The sequence below is a fragment of the Microcystis viridis FACHB-1342 genome (genome assembly GCF_014698335.1).
GTDB classification, from domain to species: domain Bacteria; phylum Cyanobacteriota; class Cyanobacteriia; order Cyanobacteriales; family Microcystaceae; genus Microcystis; species Microcystis ichthyoblabe_A.
This window is the reverse complement of the sequence record NZ_JACJSV010000031.1, coordinates 36700-54149: the sequence shown is the minus strand read 5'-3', so window position 1 is coordinate 54149 and position 17450 is coordinate 36700. Positions and strand designations below refer to the sequence as shown.

Genomic DNA, 17450 nt, shown 5'->3' with positions numbered 1-17450 from the left:
GAAACTAGGAGCAGATTTTTATTTTGCTACTCCTTATCATTCGTGGGAGAGGGGATTAAACGAGCATACCAATGGACTGTTAAGACAATTTTTCCCCAAGGGAACGAATTTTAAAATCGTTAAGCCAGAGGAGGTGGAAAGAGCCGTAAACTTGATTAACAATCGTCCTCGAAAATGTCTTGACTATCGTACCCCGAATGAGGTATTCTATAAAGGTAGATCAGACAGTGATGCAATTCAGACTTGAATTGGCCATCTACATGAAATTACGGTGTTTTGGTCGGTGAATTTGAGACATAATTGTGCTAGTTAGATGAACCTTAAAGTTGCTCAAGCTATTGTCATTATTGGAGAGTTAGGCAATAATAAGAGTCATAGGGAAAGGAAGAGCATAATTAATCTGATTACCTCAAAGTAAAACTTATTCCAAGAGGAAACGAAAATGGCTAATATTACTATTTCTGACTTACGTCCTGCTGGTGCAGATTTGTTCTCGGATTCTGAAAGTTATATGCATGAATTGACCGATTCGGAAATGCTTGATACATTAGGAGGTTGTCGTGTCATAATTACGTGGACTTTGTTTTGCATCGAGGTGTGAATAGAATAGGAGACTTTGATTAATTGCTTTTGTTATGATTTTTCGAGGTTCCCAAAAAATGAAACCGAGATAGTTTTATTATCTCGGTTTATTTGATGTTTTTTAAAAAAACTTAATTGCAAATCTCAATATTTTTATTAGCTTGGAAATCAATCAGAGAGTTACTAACCCAATCGTTAAATAAATCTCCAGCAATTTTATTGCGAAGCCAGTTGTCTAGCTTCCTTTCAATAATCTCTTCGACTAAAATTAGATGCACTCCCTTAGAAGTCACAATCGGTTTAAGAACCTCTGGTGGTGTCGCCGCAAAAACAGCAGCCGAAATCTCTGGCTTCAAATCTTTACGATATAATATTCCTCGATATCCTCCTTTTCGGCGTAACTCTTTATCCTCAATATACTTGTGAGCCACATCATAGAAACTCATTTCCCCTTCCTGAATAGAATAAGTACCTAAGCAAAATTAATTACACATTTCGATAAAGCTTTTGCCTCTTGCCTATTGCCTCTTGCCTGTCTTCACTAGGAAATTTATTTTGCATGACTACTTAAAATAATTCCATCGCTAAATCTTCATCCTCTAACACCACTTCATACATCACTACCCCAGCATAATCTAATTGATGCTCATAAAAATATGGCTCAATTTTATCCGCAAAAAGATGAACAGCTAGTTTGCTGGCAAGACCTTGATAGTACACAAATTCTTCAAAATCATCTAAAGACAGATGATTTTTTTTCATCCAAGCCCAGGTATCCTCTTCACTAAGAAGTTTATACATTTTTCGGTATTTGTCTGCCATCTCTTGAAGATCCTCAGCTTCTAGCTTGATTCCTACCTCTTCTGCCGTATTGGCGATCATTTTACGGGTAATAATTGCTTCTATGAGTTCAGAAGTTTTTAAAGACAGCTTAACTTGTTTCAGAATATCTTCAGCAGTAATGGTAATAGATTGTGACATGATTAATTTTTCCTGAAAAAACTACAACATCGAGAGATTGCCAAAAAGTTTTTACAATTCTAAACCTCCTTTTTGTAACTTCTTGAATGGGTCAAGAATAAAATCAATAACGCGACGCTGACGCACCACCACCTCAGCGGTAGCTGTATCTCCCGGACGTAATGGAATACAGTCATTAGCACTAGGAATACAAGTTTGATTTAAATGAATTTCTAGTTCATAAATTGCTACTCGTCCCTGAGATGTTTCTTGCATTTTGGTGGTTGGGGAAATTTTAATTAAACTTCCATCAACTACGCCATAGTCCTGAAAAGGATAAGCATCAAACTTCATCTTAACCGCCATTCCTTTCTGTAATGAACCACTTTGTGTAGTGGCCATTTCTGCTTTCAATAAAATATCCGCTTTTTGGGGCGCTATTTCTACAATCATTCCTCCTTGTTGTACCACATCTCCCACCCCAGTAATCGGCAAACTAAAAATAGTGCCTCCTTCTTGGGCTCTAACAATCCGTTTCTCTAACTCAAACTTCAAAGAATCAATTTCTTTCTTTGTTTGCGTCACCTCAGATTTAAGACTACTGATTTGGCTATCCAAACTTTTTAGCTGTTCTTGAATTTTAGACAGAGCAATTTCCCCCGCATGAGTAAGGGTTTGAACACTATTCTCTTGCTCGGCTAAACGCAACTTCGCTTGCTCAATGTCCGCTTCCCCTTGATTAACAATTCTCTGATAAATCCTCTTTTGTTCGATTAATCGTAACTCTGCTTGCTCAATATCCGCCTTCCCTTGATTAACAATTCTCTCATAACTGCTTTTCTGCTCTTCTAATCGCAGTCTGGCTTGCTCAATATCTGCTTGACTTTGCTTCCAAATACTTTGTCTTTCATCGGCGATATTTTCCTGTTCAACGACCCGAACTTCCGCTATCACCCCATTATGGAAAAGATTCTGGTAACGTTCGACTTCCCTCAAGGCTTTTTGTAAGCGCAATTCTGCTAAATTATAAGCGGTGTTGCTATCCTCTAACTGTTGTTTGGCTTGGGCAACTTGAGTCAGTTTCTCTTCTCTTTGTAAATTTAAGGTTCTTCTGAGTGCTGCCAGATTTTGCTCCGCTTGAGCAATTTGAGTCAGTTTTTCCTGTTCTTGCAAATTGTATGTTGTCTTAAGAGACTGAAAGGTTTGTCGAGCTTGTTCTACCTGAGATAGTTTCTCTAATTGTTGGGACTGATTTTGCCGTTCTTGGGTACGCAGTTCGGTTTCTAGTTGATTTTTTTGTTGCTTTAGTGCATTCAGCCGATTATTTTGACTTTGTAGTTGAATTTGCAGTTGGGTAATTCGCTCACGAATAGGGAGACTGTCCAGTTCCATTAAAATATCCCCAGCTTTTACCATGTCTCCTTCTTCAATATTTAGCATTTCAACTTTAGCCGTTTGGGAATTAAGAGCCGCAGATGTATAGGTTAAATTTAGCTTTTGCTTAATTGTACCACCTTGCGGTTCTAACCGTCCCCTAGCACTACCCGTTTCATCTACCCGAGACAACATTCCCCAGGGCAAAGCGATCGCCACAAAAACGATTAAAAAATAGAGCAGTCCTCGCGTCCACCGCTGAGGTAACGCATCCAACAGTTCCTTTGTGGCAAAAGACCAATCCGCCGAAGAATTTAGGTTACTTCCTGGTAGATTTTGGTCGCTTTTACGACCATTTAAGTCTGCTTGGTTAATCTCATTAAACTGGGTCATAATTTATGAAAATCTTGCTCAGATTTATGAACATTAGTTAAGTTGCTGGTGATTTAAATAGTAGTAATGCCCTTTTTTTGCCATTAACTGCTCGTGATTTCCTTGCTCTATTAATACTCCTCTATCTAAAACTAAAATTATATGAGCATTTCTAACGGTAGATAAGCGATGGGCAATAATTAATGTAGTACGTCCCTTAAGAATTCTATTCAAATTAGTCTGAATAATTCGCTCCGACTCCACATCTAAGTGGGAAGTTGCCTCATCAAAAATCAATAGACGAGGATTGCCTAATAACGCCCTAGCGATGGCTAATCTTTGCCGTTGACCACCAGACAATAACCCTCCACCTTCACCAATCTGGGTTTCATAACTCATCGGTAACTTTTGAATAAACTCGTCAGCACCTGCTAATTGAGCGGCTTCGATAATTTCCGCCTGAGTTGCAGAAGGTCGCGCTAGGGTCAAGTTGTCCCGAATTGTGCCACCAAATAAAAAAGTATCCTGGTCAACAACACCAACCCTTTGACGCAAAGAAGATAAAGAAATGCTAGTTATGTCATGACCATCAATGAAAATCTTCCCATCTGTAGGGGTATATAGCCCCAAAACTAGCTTAGAAATAGTAGTTTTTCCTGAACCAGAACGCCCCACTAAAGCTACAGTCTGTCCGGCTTTGATTTCAAAGCTGAGATTCTCTAAAACATTAGTTTCGCTTTCTGGGTGGTAACGAAATGTCACCTTGTCAAAAATAATATCTCCTCGTAAATCTGTTAAATAATAACGAGCCTGAGATTGCAAATCTTCCTCTGGTTCGGTATCAATCACATCATTAATTCGCTCCACTGCAATAATTACCTCCTGTAACTCATTCCATAGAACCGTTAACCGCTGAAAAGGGTTTATTACATTGGCAATTAACATATTAAAAGCCACCAACTGCCCGATGGTTAATTCTCCTTGAATCACTAACCAAGCCCCAAACCAAAGCAGCCCAGTGGTCACTAAAGATTCAATGGTTAAGCTAAATACTTGGAGTCGGTTGCTAATAATCTGCCCAGAAAAGTTTTTGCGAATTGACTTGTTGAGAAACTCCTCCCAACGCCAGCGCACTACTTGCTCAATTGCCAGAGATTTGACCGTGCGTACACCAGTCAAAGATTGGATTAAATAACCACTTTCTTCCGCTAAGGCCGCAAATATTTCTCTGGATATCTTTTGTAGGAAAGGAGTAGCAATGATAGCAAGCAGGAAAAAAGGTGGCACAATGACTAATGCCAGTAAAGCCATTTTCCAGCTATACCAGAACATAAGTCCCACATAGATAAAGACCGTGAGTAAATCTAATACAATAGATAGGGCTTCACCCGTTAGAAATCTCTCAATCTTGCGGTTTTCCTGCACCCTGGCCATGATATCCCCCACATAGCGAAACTCAAAAAAACGCAGGGGTAATCGGAAAGTGTGGGTAATAAATCCCACAATCATGGCTAAATTTACTTTGTTGGCAGTGTGGTCGAGGAGATATTGTCGTAATCCGGTCAAAGCAACCCGAAATAAACCAAAAATGACTAACCCTAATCCCACAGCCGTTAAGGTTAATGTACTGCCTTGAACAACTACCCGGTCGAGGAGTAACTGAGTAAATAGTGGGGTAACTAATCCGAAAATTTGAATGACTAAGGAAGCAATAAATACTTCTAGTAATACTTGACCGTGAGGACTGGCTAAATTAAAAAATTGCCAAAATGGGGTAGTATGATTTTTGAGTTCCTTGATTAAAGCTGTCGGTTGTAGGAGTAGTGTATAACCCTGCCAACCTGTTTTAAATTCTGGATATGTTAAACTCCGTTGACCAATAGCAGGGTCAGCAACAATGACTTGATTGCGAGTGATTTCATAAACGACAATATAATGATTACCTTCCCAGTGAGCGATTGCGGGTAATTTTTGTTTAGCCAGTTGGTCAATACTGGCTTTAACTGGTCTAGTGGAAAATCCGATACTTTCCGCCGCAGCGGATAGTCCTCGCAAAGAAGCCCCATTGGCATCTACATTAGCAATATCTCGAATGCGGTTGACACTAAACTTTTTGCCCCAATAACGGGCAACCATTACTAAACAAGCAGCACCACAGTCAGAACCACTTTGTTGCTCAAAAAAAGGATAGCGTCTAGTAATATGCTGCCATAGATGAGTAACGCGCTGAGTGGGGCTAGGGAAATAAGCCTTGTTAACTTTTTGCTTGTGGGTTTTTAGATATATTTCATCTTTGATTGTGCTAATTCCCGCAATTAGTTCCTGGTCGTCGTTTACGGATAAATCTAGTTGAGTATTGATGGAAAATTTACTTTTTTGTTCATTATCTTTAGCGGTAGCTAAATTGTACAAATACTCCTTAAATCGGGAATTTTTATGAATGATAGAGCGCAAAACTTTACCAGGAATATAACATAGCTCTGCTTGAGGCGAAACCCTGACAGCATAATCTAAAAAACCGGCTTCAGGAAACAAAGTACATTCCCTAAATAGTTGAGCCGGATGCAGGGTGCTAATTAAGTCCAGGCTACTGTTAACCAGTCTTACTTTGCCAGCGACCAAAATATATAAGCCATCGGATGCTGAGATACTTTCCAACAACAAACCGGGGTTAGGTTTTGAAAATTCAGCCGACTCAACTAAACTGGCTAAATCCTCTTCTGATAAAAATTGACCGATTAGACCAGATAGATATTCTTTGGTAGTCATTTCTCCCTCGATAGTGTTGCAAACACTTAATAGCACTTAATAGATTTTTCATGATGATTAAGAAAATGCCACCTCCTCTGGAATGTCCCTAATCACAATGCCGCTTTTACTGGATTTTTTCGGCTCATTTTTTTCAAGGTTATTCGATTTTGGTCTGGTAGATAAACCCATTTGTTTGAGTAGTCTGTTGATATGGCGATCGCTGATTTTAATTCCTAATTCTGCGCTCAGGTGCTCGCTGAGTTTCTTAGCAGTCCATCGGGAAGCCGAATAACTAAAATCACGGTGAGGGACTTTAACTTCTCTAGGGCTTTGACTGACTAACTTCCTCAAACGCTGCAAGCATTCCTCGTCTACAGTTTGAGGTCTGCCAATTGGGCCACTATTCCACTGGTGAGCCTGACCAGACTTGGCGAGGGTTATCCAATGGCGTGCTGTACTATGGGAACAGCCCAACTCTTGGCAAATTTGGGTTTGGGTTTTACCCTCATCTGCCAGCAGCATAATTTGAATTCGTTGAAAATGGCGCTTAGACAACCCTTTTTCTAGGCTTTTTTCTAAGTGTTTTCTCTGAAAAGCACTGAGAAATCGACCAGAGTTATTGGGAAAATTAATACCAGTTTGAGATGATTTCATAAACTGATACTCATTGGCATTAGAGGATTTTGGACAATCTGCGACATCTTTGCAAAACAAAATTTGGCGTTGCGTATTTGCGGTATAAATCAATTAGACACGGGTATTACCTCGTACTCGTAGAACAGATGGTGGGCAGTTAGCACGGTGTATGTCGCCCATGCTTTTTGAGCATTGTACCAGATACTTCTGGTTTAAGTAGTCGGACATAAGTTTTCGCTGCTGTATAAAGTTTTGTAAATAGGGTAGAAAGCTGTATGCAGCAGCGAAAACCGCCTCTTTTACATTCCTTAACATAGTGTTGTTGTTCATTTATGGCTCTTCTGGTTTCTGTGTGGAAACGAGGTCTATACTGATAGTTTCTTCTTTCAAAATAGTCCTAAAAGTCCTGACCAGTAAGCATTTAACCTTACATAAGCAAAAATTATCACACAAATTTGAGAAGAGCCCAGAAGGTAAGAGGTAGTTAGATATGTGTAATTAATTTTGCTTAGGTACTTATCATCCAATTCCGCTGTATAATTTCCTCCACTAAAATCAAGCTTATCCCTTTAGCTTTCACAATAGGTTTAAGCAACTGAGGAGGTTTCGTAGCAAACACAGCAGCAGATATTTCTGGTTTTAAATCCTGGCGACGCTGTACCCCCAAATATCCGCCCTGACGGCGTAACTCTTTATCCTCAATATACTTGTCAGTCACATCATTGAAACTCATTTCCCCTAGCAAACCCTAATTAATTTCCAAAAAATCTTGCAATTTTTTTAGATAAGTAGGGGCATCTTCTAACATGGGAAAGTGAGCAGTATTAGCCATCTCCACATACTGGATATTATTATTCAAATCCGCCGCCATTTTGCCCATTTTGGCAGGGATAATAATGTCTTTTTCCCCCGATACTAAAAGAGTTGGTATTTTAATCTCGGCAAATTTACCCGGCATAATTTCCACTGCCTTTTTACTCACAGATGTATAAATTGTGCCTAGAGCGGCATCGTAATCCGCCGCCAAAAAATCTTCTAAAAAAGCAATTCTTTCTGATTTTGGGATCGATCGATGCAAAAATCTCGCCATAAATAATCGATCGGCAAAAGGTACTTTTAAAAACCAATCATAACGAAACTGTACCACATACTTACCGAATTTATGAAAGGCAGCAAAAGCCGCTTTATTATACTCAAAAATGCCATTACAGGTTAAAACTGCTTTGACCACTCTTTCGGGGTACATAGTAATAAAAAAAGTCGCCACCGATGCCCCCATAGAGTGACTATTAAGATAGACTTTTTCAATTTCCAAACTATCTAAAAACAAGGCCAAATCAAGGGCATATTCTTCTAAATCGTAGGAAAGATCGGAGGATTTTTCCGGCAATTTAGACCGACCAAAACCCCGCATATCGTACAATAAACAATCAAAGCGATCGCAAATTGCCGCAGCTGTTGATCGCCAATAGCGTCCCGATCCTCCCCAACCATGAATAAACACCATCACCGGCTTTTTTTGGGCAGATTCCGACTGTCGAATCCACTCGTAATAGTGGGGAACACCGCGAACAGTGATTGTTTGATCGATTATTTGAGTTTTCATGATAGTTAACGATTAGCGATTAGGGGTCGGATGGGTAGTCTGGTAGGGGGATAAAGCTGTTTTATGAGATGATTATACGTTTCTTGTAGGTTAACCGTGAAATGCCCAGAAGTTTTTCCAGATGTTTTTGCAAAACAACAGATGCACCCCTGAAACCCTTATGCTAATCTAGCCTGAAAACCCGTTTCTTTCGTGGTGGAAGTCATGGCAAGGTCGCCTTAACCCGAACTGACGCTTTGTTAAGGAAATTGCCGAAACCGTTGCTATACTTACTTTTCATGATTGTTAAGAAAATGCGCTCAAGGCATAAGAAGGTTGTGTTGCTAATCTTTACAAAACAAAAGAGAATATTGTGCTTTAATTTAATTGTGCTGTAATTTATTAATTGTGCTGTAATTTATCAAATTTGTATGGTAGCCTTTTATGAAGACGAACTTAATCAATACCTAGAACGTGCGGAATCTGTTGTCCAAGCGGGACAGCAACTACAGGCGCTTTTCAATGAACCAGAAGAGATGCGTCAGTTTGCCATTGATAACCTAGAACGAGCGGCTCAGGACTACGGCAATGAAGGGACAACCTACCGTAATTTCATGTTCTCTGAACTAGAATCTGAAAAAGCCGATAAGGAACCAGCAGTTCAAGGAACCCTAGTCAGTGTCCTAAATGACATTCAGGTTGCCAACGTATTAATTGCATCGGGACAGGCACTTGGGGAAACAGGGGAAGTACAAGATCCAGAGATTTTGCGACAAACCCTTCGACAACTAGAGGAGACAACCCAACACATCAAACAAACTTTAGCAAATTTTGCTGAGGATTCAAGTACAAGTGACAACAGAAATACCCGTGAAATTTTCCGAAAGGATTCAGAGGAAGCCCTAAACACTTTTGTTGATGAAGCAGCAAACGTCGCCACTTCAATTTTTGATGAGTTATCAAGAAACACAGACAGGCTCAACATAGGCGATCTGCTAACTCGACTTGCTTCTGACATACTTAACCAATTATCCGAAGTGGGACGACTTATTAAACAGGGGGTACAGTTTATAAAAGAAGCCTTCAATTCTCTGCTCCGACTGTTAGGTGAGGCGAATCTCGGAAGCTTTATCGATAATCTCAAGAACACCGCCAAAGAAATCTGGGATAAATTTAAAGAATCTGGGTCTCCTCTGGAACAAAGCATAGCTTGGGCGTTTGGTGTTGAAGATGTTCGCAGCCGCAGAGACGAAAAATTGTTACAAAACTTAAACGAACAAAGCCTAATTGACGGTAGTAATGAGTTAAAGGAACTAAAAAATAACTTTACCAAAGAGATGAAAATTGTTGGGGGCTTAGTCATAGTAACATTCTCTGTCTCTTTATTGCTACACTTTTGGCCAGATCCAACTTTACTACAAGTAATTATTGGTTTATATTGGTTGCTGCTGTTGTTCGTGATTTTTCGTGGAATAGATTACACCGACTCAAGAGGAGGAATTAGTTTAGTGAGAGGAGTTGGCATAATTGTCGATACTTTAACCTAAGTTGCAAAGAATATTTTGGCAACAAGATAAAAGCAAAACTATCCACCTTAAACAGAGAAATCATGGATGAGCGTTCAAATTTAATCGATCAAATCAAGGGACTTCAAGACGATCTAAGACGAACCCGAAGAATTCTACTTTCTAACAGTTTGATTCACAGTGAGCTTCGTCAAGCCATTGACAGCCGTTTCCACAATCTACTTAACAAATGGGAAAGAAGACTAGAAATTGCGTTAAAATTGGCTAATTCTGTTCCAGATGATGCACTAAACACTGTCTGGAAAGATTTACAGGCAGACCGAAAGGAATGTGACGCGATTTTCGAGGAATTTCTAGCTTGTTTGGGAGGAGCTTTAATACGCCAAGCTCAGTTGGATAATGGTGTCTGCACAATAGCAGATAAAATATTAGCTGATCTGAGTTCCAGAAGCGACATCCCGTGGACGCGAATGACTATTTTAGGCGAAGGTGATTTTTTCGCCGACATGACTGAAATTATCCGTTTACGTTTTCCCGAATTTACAATTTGGAACTTACCAATAGTTGGTCATGAGTTTGGACATTTCGTTGGTAGGGAGTTAAGAAAAAGAATCAAAGATAGAAAAGGGCAGAGAGATTTTATTAAAGAGATCATAGAACAGGAGGGGAAACAAAATTCAACTGAAGATGAAAAGAAAAAGGAAGAAGATTATCTCTATGAACACCTAGCTGACATATTTGCCACCTATAGTTTAGGTCCGGCTTTTGCATTCACCAGTATCCTCCTAAAATTCAACCCTAATCAAAGCCAAGACGGAGAGATCCATCCTAGTAATGTCAAGCGCGTTTATATCATTCTTAAAACCCTAGAAAAAATGAACACATTGCCCGGAGAAAACCAAGGCATTAATTACCAACATCTTATAAGGCAACTCAGAGAAAGCTGGCACGTCAGTTTGAATAAATTGGAAGAATCAACCATTACTATTTCTGGACTAAAGGCAAAAAGAGAGGAAAAAACAACTAAGTTGCTCAGTGATCGCTTAGATAAAATGTATAGTACTCTTATGCAGGAAGTCTCTAATGTTCGCTATACTAAAGAGGACTGGCTTCGCGCTTTAAGTTTGTCTAATTACCTTTGCCTCAGTGAACAAAATGAGATTAATTATTATGATTATCAATTGATTGATGTCTTAAATGCTGCTTGTATATGTCGCTGGCTCGATTCTAAACCCCAAGACGATATCAGTGAAAAGGCAATTAATTTATGTCATAAAATTATTAATGAGGGACAACTCTAAGAAGGCTATTATGAGAAATCTAATTTTGCAAATACATTTGGACACCTTAAAAAGAAATCTTGAAGGAATTCAAGGTGGATTAAAAACCTTTAAATTTTTTCAAGAACAACAACAGAATATAGAGACATTGCAAAGTTCTATAGAAGTAATCTATTTGTTGCCGAGCGAAATACTTAGGAATTGTGGTGTTATCAAAAATTTTCTTCAAGATTTTTGTCAAACAATAACCTTCCCTGATAAACTAATAGAGCCATATAATACTTCTAGAACACAGGCGAATACAGTTGAATCTAAAGTGCAAGAACTCAATACAAGTTTAATAGAAATAAAAGACCAAATAAAGAGTCTTGAAGAGCAAAGTAAAAAAACAGAAATTTGGTTAAAAAAGCTACTAGAAACAGAAGTGAGTGGGAAAATAGAGACATTACTTGAAAGGATATACACGGCTCAGGGCGAATTAGAAAGACAACAGGAGAATAACGGAGAGTCTATCAACTCGCTTTGGGATGAGGTCAGACAAATAGATGAAGACAGTCAAAAAATCTTTACCGAGTATATTGAATTTCTAAGTGGTTTAGCAATGCGAGGGGCTGGACTAGACTCAGAAATTTGTAATTTTGCTGATAATCTGATATCTCAAATAACAGAATATCCGATATTGAAAGGTCCTATTAAATATTCTTTAACAATTCCTGCCCGTCATGAAGCCCGAGAAAATTCTCCGGCTGGTCTGATTCGTGTGGGATTCCCTGAATGGACAATTTGGACATTGCCTTTGGTTATCAGCGAATATGGATATATTTTAGTGCGCAAGATTCCAGCTTTAAGACAATATATTGACGGCGCTGAACCCAAAAATCGACATCTTGTCGTTGATGCTTTTGCTACCTTTATTCTTGGACCGGCTTATGCTTGTGCTGTTATCTTACTTCGCTTAGATATTCAAGGACCTAAACAGATGCCCTCTGCACTGGAAAGATACTCAGTTATCCTGACCATGTTAAACAGGATGAATGAACACGCTCTTGGAAAAGGTCTAGACCCTTATAGCGAAATTATTAAGCAGCTAGAAAATGCTTGGCAGGAATATATTCAGCAGACTGGTTCATCTATTTCCTGTTTGTCGGATGACCAAACCATCAAAGAAAAGGTTGAACAGGTATGGAATACTTTTAAAGATGTTACCTTTGTCCTCTATCCTCATGGAGAATGGATAAACATTCGTGATGATTGGCAGAATAAAATTAAAGATCCTAATTTAAACATAGGGCAAGACCTACGCCATATTCTCAATGGAGCTTGGAATGAACGACTGAAAAATCATCAAGATATAGACATAATTGCGGAGACAGCTATTTCTTTATGGAAAGGACTGACTTCTAAAACACAAAGAGAGTCGCAAAAATCCGCAAAGCAGCATTCGTCCATGTCTTCTATAAAAAAAAATAAGTAATCACTAGGAGAACCAAAAAATGGAAACAACAGATAGCCAAAAAAAACTGGAAGAACTATCCAAGGATATTCTTTCCTATAGCTCTTTTAATAAACCTGCCCCCGCGTTCCTGACTGAAGCAGCGCAATCTTTAGGACGGGTTCTTAAGGGGAAAATACAAAATATCCTTCCCTTATACCAAAATTTAGCATTAGATCTGTTAAAAGCTCAACAATACGAAGATGCTTTGGGGATTGTCGAGACTGCCTTGAACGCTCTGAAGCATGATGTCACACCCCTAACTCATAATGCTGATTTTCTACTTCTTAAAGGAGAAATACTCCGACAATTAGGACGGAATAATGAAGCACTGTCATGCTTTGAACAAGTTATAGAGCTAAAGCCTAATAATATTGGAGCGTTGCTCAATCAAGGGATAATATTCTTGGAATCGAAAGATTATGATAAAGCTTACGACTTTTTCAAACAAGCCGAACAAAATAAACCGCAAGATACTCCAACTTTAGCCATATTAGCAGAAGGATTAAGCAGGATCGGCTCTCAATACTGCCGGTCAAGAAATTATACTGAAGCCCTAGAAGTGCTAAATAAAGCTTTGGAATTAAACCCAAACGCTGCCTTGGCTTTAGGCTGGAAAGGTATGGCATTACGAAATCTAGGATGTAACGAAGAGGCAATTAAAAGCCTACAACAAGCTATTACCCTTGATCCTAGTCTAGCTTGGGCTTATGCTGAATTAGGCAAAACTTGGTCTGAAATGGGGGAATACGAAAAAGCAGTACAAAATCTACAAGAGGCTGTGAAAAGAGAGCCAACACTATATGGGGTATATAAAGATTTAGGGGATAATTTATGTCAGCTAGAACGATACCAAGAAGCGCTCGATGTTCTTGATGAAGCCCTCAAGTTTGAGCCTCAGAACGCAACAATCATGGAAAACAGAGCGATCGCTTTAGCTGAACTAGATCGCTATCCCGAAGCTTTACAGGTCCTAGATCATGCCTTAAAACTTCCCAAGCCTGACTATACTTTTCTCTTGGGACTACAAGCAGAAATTTTAGTCGATATTGCTGAGTATGAACAGACGGTTAAAGTTCTTGATAAAGCTATTCAACGCGATTCCCAATACGAGCAAATTTTTTATCTTCAAGGATTAGCTTTATCTAAACTCGGAAGAATCAAAGAAGCGCAACAAGCTTATACCTCGGCTCTCCAGATTAATTCAAGCAATCTCTGGGTACATAAGGGAATTGCTGAAACCTATTATCTCCTTGGAAATCGAAAAAAAGCAGAGGATGAATACCAGAAAATTATAGAAGAAGCAAAACAAAGGACAGATGAATTTTACTTTGATTTAGTGGGTTGGTGCGAATACAGGCAAGCTAACTATAGTGAAGCGGCTAGGTTTTTTGTTCAAGCTTTATCTTTACTGGAAACGGAAGACCCGATACAACTTTCCCTTCAGTTTGATCTATCGTTAGCATTAATGTGCAGTAAACGTTATGAGCTGGCACTGCAAGAGTATAAAAAAGGGATAGATAGAATACAAGAAAAATACGTTGAAAAAGAATACGCTCCCAAAATATGTGGACTTCTCTCTGTAGCCGTCATTGATCTTAAAGATGCTATGAAACATAGTCCTGAATTAGAAGAAGTTAAAGAAGCAAAAGAAGTTTTAGATTTACTGGGGAAAGCCTTAGCTGAAGCCGACAAGTCAAAAAAAGAAATCCTAGCGAAATTGAAACTAGACTGCCTTGCTGACTGTGAATGAGAGAAAGAGTTCAAGGTTTGCATCCCAAACCATTGCCAAGCTTGCCTGCAATAGGCAATACTTAATCTGACAAGGATTTGGTAGTCGGGATTTACTTAACACCTGTTCGGGTCAGGGCGATTTTGTTATGACTTCCGCAAAAGAATCAAGTTGACTGGCTAGGATAGCATAAGGGTTTCAGCTTATCCCAAACTCAGGTTATTTAGCCATCCTCGTCAAGAGTTTTGCCAACGTCGCGCATCTGTGTCCGATAGTCGTCCGATTCTCTTAAGGAGTAAATCTTGTTGGATTGTGTATATCCCCCGCTTAACGGCCGTCGGTACATTCAATCCCTCGTTCTCCCAATCTTCCAGCAAAAACTCGCCCTCCAGTAAATTATTGATGCGACTGGTAAGGGGAACCAGAAAAACATCCCGTGAACGGTGAGGAGAACTAACAATGATAACCGGTCTGATTTTAGCGTCCGCTAAATCTGAAAAAGGATAACGAACGAGAACGATTTCAAGCTTCGAGTAATCGTTCATAGATGTCGTCTTCCAGATTATCCCAAATCTTAGCCAGTGCAGTTTCGCTGACTTTTTGCCAGAAATCCGAGTTTGTCTCCTCCGGGATGAGGGTGACTAAAACCCTAGTACCCTCTGGAATCGGCACGGATTCGAGGAGTTCGATCCGGCCTTCTTTGACAATTGCGGGAACGGTATTGAGCATGGTTAACCTCGATTTTTCCCCTTAAGCGGATTCTTGACTGGGTAGAGAGGAAGGATGAACCAATAGATCTGCCGTGGAACGTTTTTCCACCATTTCGCGGGTGATTAAACAGCGTTTCACGTCCTTGCGCGAGGGCAATTCGTACATGACATCGAGCATTAATTCCTCGACAATACCCCGTAGGGCCCGGGCCCCAGTTTTGCGACGATAGGCCTCTTGGGCGATCGCTAGGACGGCATCAGATTTAAACTCTAACTGTACATTGTCCATCTTCAACAGTTTTTGATACTGTTTCACCAAAGCGTTGCGGGGTTGCGTCAGGATAGCGATTAAAGCTTCCTCATCCAGGGGTGAAAGCGCAGCTAGGACGGGAATCCGACCGACAAACTCCGGAATCATGCCAAATTTGACTAAATCATCGGGAGTCATTTGTTTTAATAACCCTGCCGCTACCTTATCCTTACTAGCTTGGCCATCTCCCGGTTGAATAAAGCCCATGGATTTTTTACCGAGACGCTGATCGATCACCTTATCTAAACCGACAAACGCCCCACCGCAGATAAACAGGATATTGCTGGTGTCAATCTGAATACAATCCTGATAGGGGTGTTTGCGGCCGCCTTGGGGGGGAACATTGGCGATCGTTCCCTCTAACATTTTCAGTAAAGCTTGCTGTACCCCTTCTCCGGACACATCCCGGGTAATCGAGGTATTTTCGCTCTTACGGGCAATTTTATCGATTTCATCGATGTAGATAATGCCCCGCTGCGCTTCTTCCACGTCTAAATCTGCCACTTGTAACAGACGCAAGAGAATATTTTCCACATCTTCCCCCACATAACCAGCCTCGGTTAAAGTGGTGGCATCAGCGACAGCAAAAGGTACATCGAGGATTTTAGCCAGAGTTTGAGCTAGAAGGGTTTTTCCCGATCCTGTGGGACCAATTAACAGAATATTGGATTTTTGCAGTTCGATGCTATCTTCTGGACTACCACCACCGGCTTTTTGGGTTTGGATATCTTTGAGGCGTTTGTAATGGTTATAAACGGCCACCGAAAGCACTTTTTTCGCCTCATTTTGACCAATAACGTAGTCATCGAGGTGTTTTTTAATCTCTCTTGGTTTGGGAATTTGTTCCCAAGTGGTTTTGTTTTGGCCCGATCGCCGTTTGTTGGGACGTTCCTCCACTGGGGCGACCGGACTGGGCGGTTCCATTAATTCCTCATCGAGAATTTCGTTACACAGTTCCACACACTCGTCACAGATATAGACCCCCGGCCCGGCGATTAATTTTCGCACTTGTTCCTGGGATTTGCCGCAAAATGAACACTTGAGGTGGGAGTCGTACTTAGACATAGTTTATTTACAGGGAAGTAACGGGAACGGTAGGATCGGGCAGTTCGGGACGGGAAATCACCAGATCGATTAACCCATATTCTTTGGCTTCGACGGCCGACATGAAAAAGTCCCGTTCGGTGTCGTTGGCGATGCGATCGTAGGGTTGACCGGTGTGGTGAGCCAGCATGGTATTGAGTCTCTGTTTAATATAGAGGATCTCTTTGGCCTGGATGGCGATATCACTAGCTTGACCTTGGGCGCCGCCGAGGGGTTGGTGAATCATGATCCGGCTACTGGGTAGGGACATCCGTTTACCTGCCGCGCCACCACAAAGCAGGAATGCTCCCATACTAGCGGCTAAACCGAAACAAATTGTCGCCACGTCGGGGCGAATTTGTTGCATGGTGTCGTAGATAGCTAGTCCGGCATAAACGGAACCGCCGGGGGAGTTGATATAGAGTTGGATATCTTTTTCGGGATCTTCTGCCTCCAAGTAGAGGAGTTGGGCGACGATCGAATCAGCGACCTGATCATCGACGGGAGTTCCCAAAAAGACAATTCTCTCGCGCAGGAGTCGAGAATAGATATCAAAAGCCCGTTCACCCATGCCAGACTGTTCGATTACCACGGGTAAAACGTTAGCTAGGGAGTTTCTCCCCGTGTTGGCGTAGATAGCAGGGCGACAATTACTGGTAATTGGGTAGTCAGGTGATCTCGATTCGAGCATAATTTTTTCGGTTCCGCTATCACAATCTTAGGGTTTTTGCTTGGCTGTGGAGCTTTGACTGGCAAATGTTAAGCATCTTTAGCACTTCTGTCCATCTATTATGCCCTAAGTTTTCCCCGGTTGGCAGGAATCAGTGATCAGTTATCAGTGATCAGTTATCAGTTATCAGTTATCAGTTTTAGACACAGCAAGCCTTTTAGGGATTTAAAGAACATTTAAAAGGGGGTTTTTGGGGCAATTCTGAGTGTACTATCATGCCTAAAAGCCTGAAGACTCGTAAAATGAACTTGTTAATCCCGTTGAATTTTACCCCGTATTACGTGAACTAAAATCTGAAACCCTTGCTACAGCGCAAATTTAGAATTG

The 17450-nt window shown here is 40.5% G+C and carries 15 protein-coding genes and 1 pseudogene; 5 read left to right on the top strand and 11 right to left on the bottom strand.

Going from position 1 to position 17450, the window contains the following annotated elements; genetic code table 11:
• Positions 1-247 (top strand): IS30 family transposase (locus H6G40_RS11970; protein ID WP_190537171.1); only part of this gene is annotated, 247 nt, incomplete at its 5' end.
• Between the two features lie 466 nt (positions 248-713).
• On the opposite strand, the gene H6G40_RS11965 is transcribed toward H6G40_RS11970, so the two are convergent.
• The 7 genes and pseudogenes from H6G40_RS11965 to H6G40_RS11935 all read right to left on the bottom strand — a co-directional run bounded on the left by H6G40_RS11965 (position 714) and on the right by H6G40_RS11935 (position 8281).
• Positions 714-1028 carry a peptidylprolyl isomerase gene (locus tag H6G40_RS11965; protein ID WP_422613700.1) on the bottom strand — a complete coding sequence of 105 codons (315 nt, stop codon included), beginning with the start codon at positions 1026-1028 and terminating at the stop codon, positions 714-716.
• A 127-nt stretch (positions 1029-1155) separates the two neighbouring features.
• Positions 1156-1563 (bottom strand): annotated as a pseudogene (locus tag H6G40_RS11960) (peptidylprolyl isomerase); the annotation flags it as partial.
• Between the two features lie 51 nt (positions 1564-1614).
• Positions 1615-3309: a beta-barrel domain-containing protein gene (locus H6G40_RS11955; protein ID WP_069474254.1), complete on the bottom strand. Its 1695-nt coding sequence runs from the start codon at positions 3307-3309 to the stop codon at positions 1615-1617.
• A 33-nt stretch (positions 3310-3342) separates the two neighbouring features.
• Positions 3343-6057, bottom strand: a complete 2715-nt coding sequence (locus H6G40_RS11950) for a peptidase domain-containing ABC transporter (RefSeq protein ID WP_190537726.1) — start codon at positions 6055-6057, stop codon at positions 3343-3345.
• Between the two features lie 57 nt (positions 6058-6114).
• Positions 6115-6693: a helix-turn-helix domain-containing protein gene (locus tag H6G40_RS11945; protein WP_002737810.1), complete on the bottom strand. Its 579-nt coding sequence runs from the start codon at positions 6691-6693 to the stop codon at positions 6115-6117.
• 490 nt (positions 6694-7183) lie between these two features.
• Complete coding sequence (locus H6G40_RS11940; RefSeq protein WP_016516288.1) at positions 7184-7408, bottom strand: peptidylprolyl isomerase; 225 nt, start codon at positions 7406-7408, stop codon at positions 7184-7186.
• A gap of 15 nt (positions 7409-7423) precedes the next feature.
• A complete protein-coding gene (locus H6G40_RS11935; RefSeq protein ID WP_002735994.1) occupies positions 7424-8281 on the bottom strand; it encodes an alpha/beta fold hydrolase in 858 nt (285 codons plus the stop codon).
• A gap of 410 nt (positions 8282-8691) precedes the next feature.
• Between H6G40_RS11935 and H6G40_RS11930 the strand changes: the two genes are divergently transcribed.
• The 4 genes from H6G40_RS11930 to H6G40_RS11915 all read left to right on the top strand — a co-directional run bounded on the left by H6G40_RS11930 (position 8692) and on the right by H6G40_RS11915 (position 14311).
• Complete coding sequence (locus H6G40_RS11930; protein WP_002735080.1) at positions 8692-9807, top strand: hypothetical protein; 1116 nt, start codon at positions 8692-8694, stop codon at positions 9805-9807.
• Between the two features lie 62 nt (positions 9808-9869).
• A complete protein-coding gene (locus H6G40_RS11925) occupies positions 9870-11087 on the top strand; it encodes a hypothetical protein (protein ID WP_123230247.1) in 1218 nt (405 codons plus the stop codon).
• A gap of 10 nt (positions 11088-11097) precedes the next feature.
• The gene (locus H6G40_RS11920; RefSeq protein ID WP_148045314.1) at positions 11098-12540 is read left to right on the top strand and encodes a hypothetical protein; all 1443 of its coding nucleotides are present in this window, start codon (positions 11098-11100) and stop codon (positions 12538-12540) included.
• Between the two features lie 19 nt (positions 12541-12559).
• Complete coding sequence (locus H6G40_RS11915; protein ID WP_002735868.1) at positions 12560-14311, top strand: tetratricopeptide repeat protein; 1752 nt, start codon at positions 12560-12562, stop codon at positions 14309-14311.
• A gap of 215 nt (positions 14312-14526) precedes the next feature.
• Here the strand turns inward: H6G40_RS11915 and H6G40_RS11910 are convergent, their stop codons facing one another.
• The 4 genes from H6G40_RS11910 to clpP are packed head-to-tail and all read right to left on the bottom strand — an operon-like array spanning position 14527 to position 17084.
• Positions 14527-14835, bottom strand: a complete 309-nt coding sequence (locus tag H6G40_RS11910) for a type II toxin-antitoxin system PemK/MazF family toxin (protein WP_002736988.1) — start codon at positions 14833-14835, stop codon at positions 14527-14529.
• On the bottom strand, positions 14813-15019 hold the full coding sequence (locus tag H6G40_RS11905) for a hypothetical protein (RefSeq protein WP_002737934.1): 207 nt from the start codon (positions 15017-15019) through the stop codon (positions 14813-14815). The genes H6G40_RS11910 and H6G40_RS11905 overlap by 23 nt, the downstream gene beginning before the upstream one ends.
• Positions 15020-15040: 21 nt before the next feature.
• Positions 15041-16375 (bottom strand): ATP-dependent protease ATP-binding subunit ClpX, encoded by a 1335-nt coding sequence (clpX, locus tag H6G40_RS11900; protein WP_002752154.1) that lies wholly within the window; start codon positions 16373-16375, stop codon positions 15041-15043.
• A gap of 7 nt (positions 16376-16382) precedes the next feature.
• Positions 16383-17084, bottom strand: coding sequence for an ATP-dependent Clp endopeptidase proteolytic subunit ClpP (gene clpP, locus H6G40_RS11895; RefSeq protein ID WP_002736918.1), 702 nt, complete (start codon positions 17082-17084; stop codon positions 16383-16385).
• Positions 17085-17450 lie beyond the last annotated feature (366 nt).

What these genes read in the sequence shown, in the direction of transcription:
- H6G40_RS11965 (WP_422613700.1), bottom strand. Translation starts at nt 1,028, where the DNA reads ATGAGTTTCTATGATGTGGCTCACAAGTATATTGAGGATAAAGAGTTA.
- H6G40_RS11955 (WP_069474254.1), bottom strand. Translation starts at nt 3,309, where the DNA reads ATGACCCAGTTTAATGAGATTAACCAAGCAGACTTAAATGGTCGTAAA.
- H6G40_RS11950 (WP_190537726.1), bottom strand. Translation starts at nt 6,057, where the DNA reads ATGACTACCAAAGAATATCTATCTGGTCTAATCGGTCAATTTTTATCA.
- H6G40_RS11945 (WP_002737810.1), bottom strand. Translation starts at nt 6,693, where the DNA reads ATGAAATCATCTCAAACTGGTATTAATTTTCCCAATAACTCTGGTCGA.
- H6G40_RS11940 (WP_016516288.1), bottom strand. Translation starts at nt 7,408, where the DNA reads ATGAGTTTCAATGATGTGACTGACAAGTATATTGAGGATAAAGAGTTA.
- H6G40_RS11935 (WP_002735994.1), bottom strand. Translation starts at nt 8,281, where the DNA reads ATGAAAACTCAAATAATCGATCAAACAATCACTGTTCGCGGTGTTCCC.
- H6G40_RS11930 (WP_002735080.1), top strand. Translation starts at nt 8,692, where the DNA reads ATGGTAGCCTTTTATGAAGACGAACTTAATCAATACCTAGAACGTGCG.
- H6G40_RS11925 (WP_123230247.1), top strand. Translation starts at nt 9,870, where the DNA reads ATGGATGAGCGTTCAAATTTAATCGATCAAATCAAGGGACTTCAAGAC.
- H6G40_RS11920 (WP_148045314.1), top strand. Translation starts at nt 11,098, where the DNA reads ATGAGAAATCTAATTTTGCAAATACATTTGGACACCTTAAAAAGAAAT.
- H6G40_RS11915 (WP_002735868.1), top strand. Translation starts at nt 12,560, where the DNA reads ATGGAAACAACAGATAGCCAAAAAAAACTGGAAGAACTATCCAAGGAT.
- H6G40_RS11910 (WP_002736988.1), bottom strand. Translation starts at nt 14,835, where the DNA reads ATGAACGATTACTCGAAGCTTGAAATCGTTCTCGTTCGTTATCCTTTT.
- H6G40_RS11905 (WP_002737934.1), bottom strand. Translation starts at nt 15,019, where the DNA reads ATGCTCAATACCGTTCCCGCAATTGTCAAAGAAGGCCGGATCGAACTC.
- clpX (WP_002752154.1), bottom strand. Translation starts at nt 16,375, where the DNA reads ATGTCTAAGTACGACTCCCACCTCAAGTGTTCATTTTGCGGCAAATCC.
- clpP (WP_002736918.1), bottom strand. Translation starts at nt 17,084, where the DNA reads ATGCTCGAATCGAGATCACCTGACTACCCAATTACCAGTAATTGTCGC.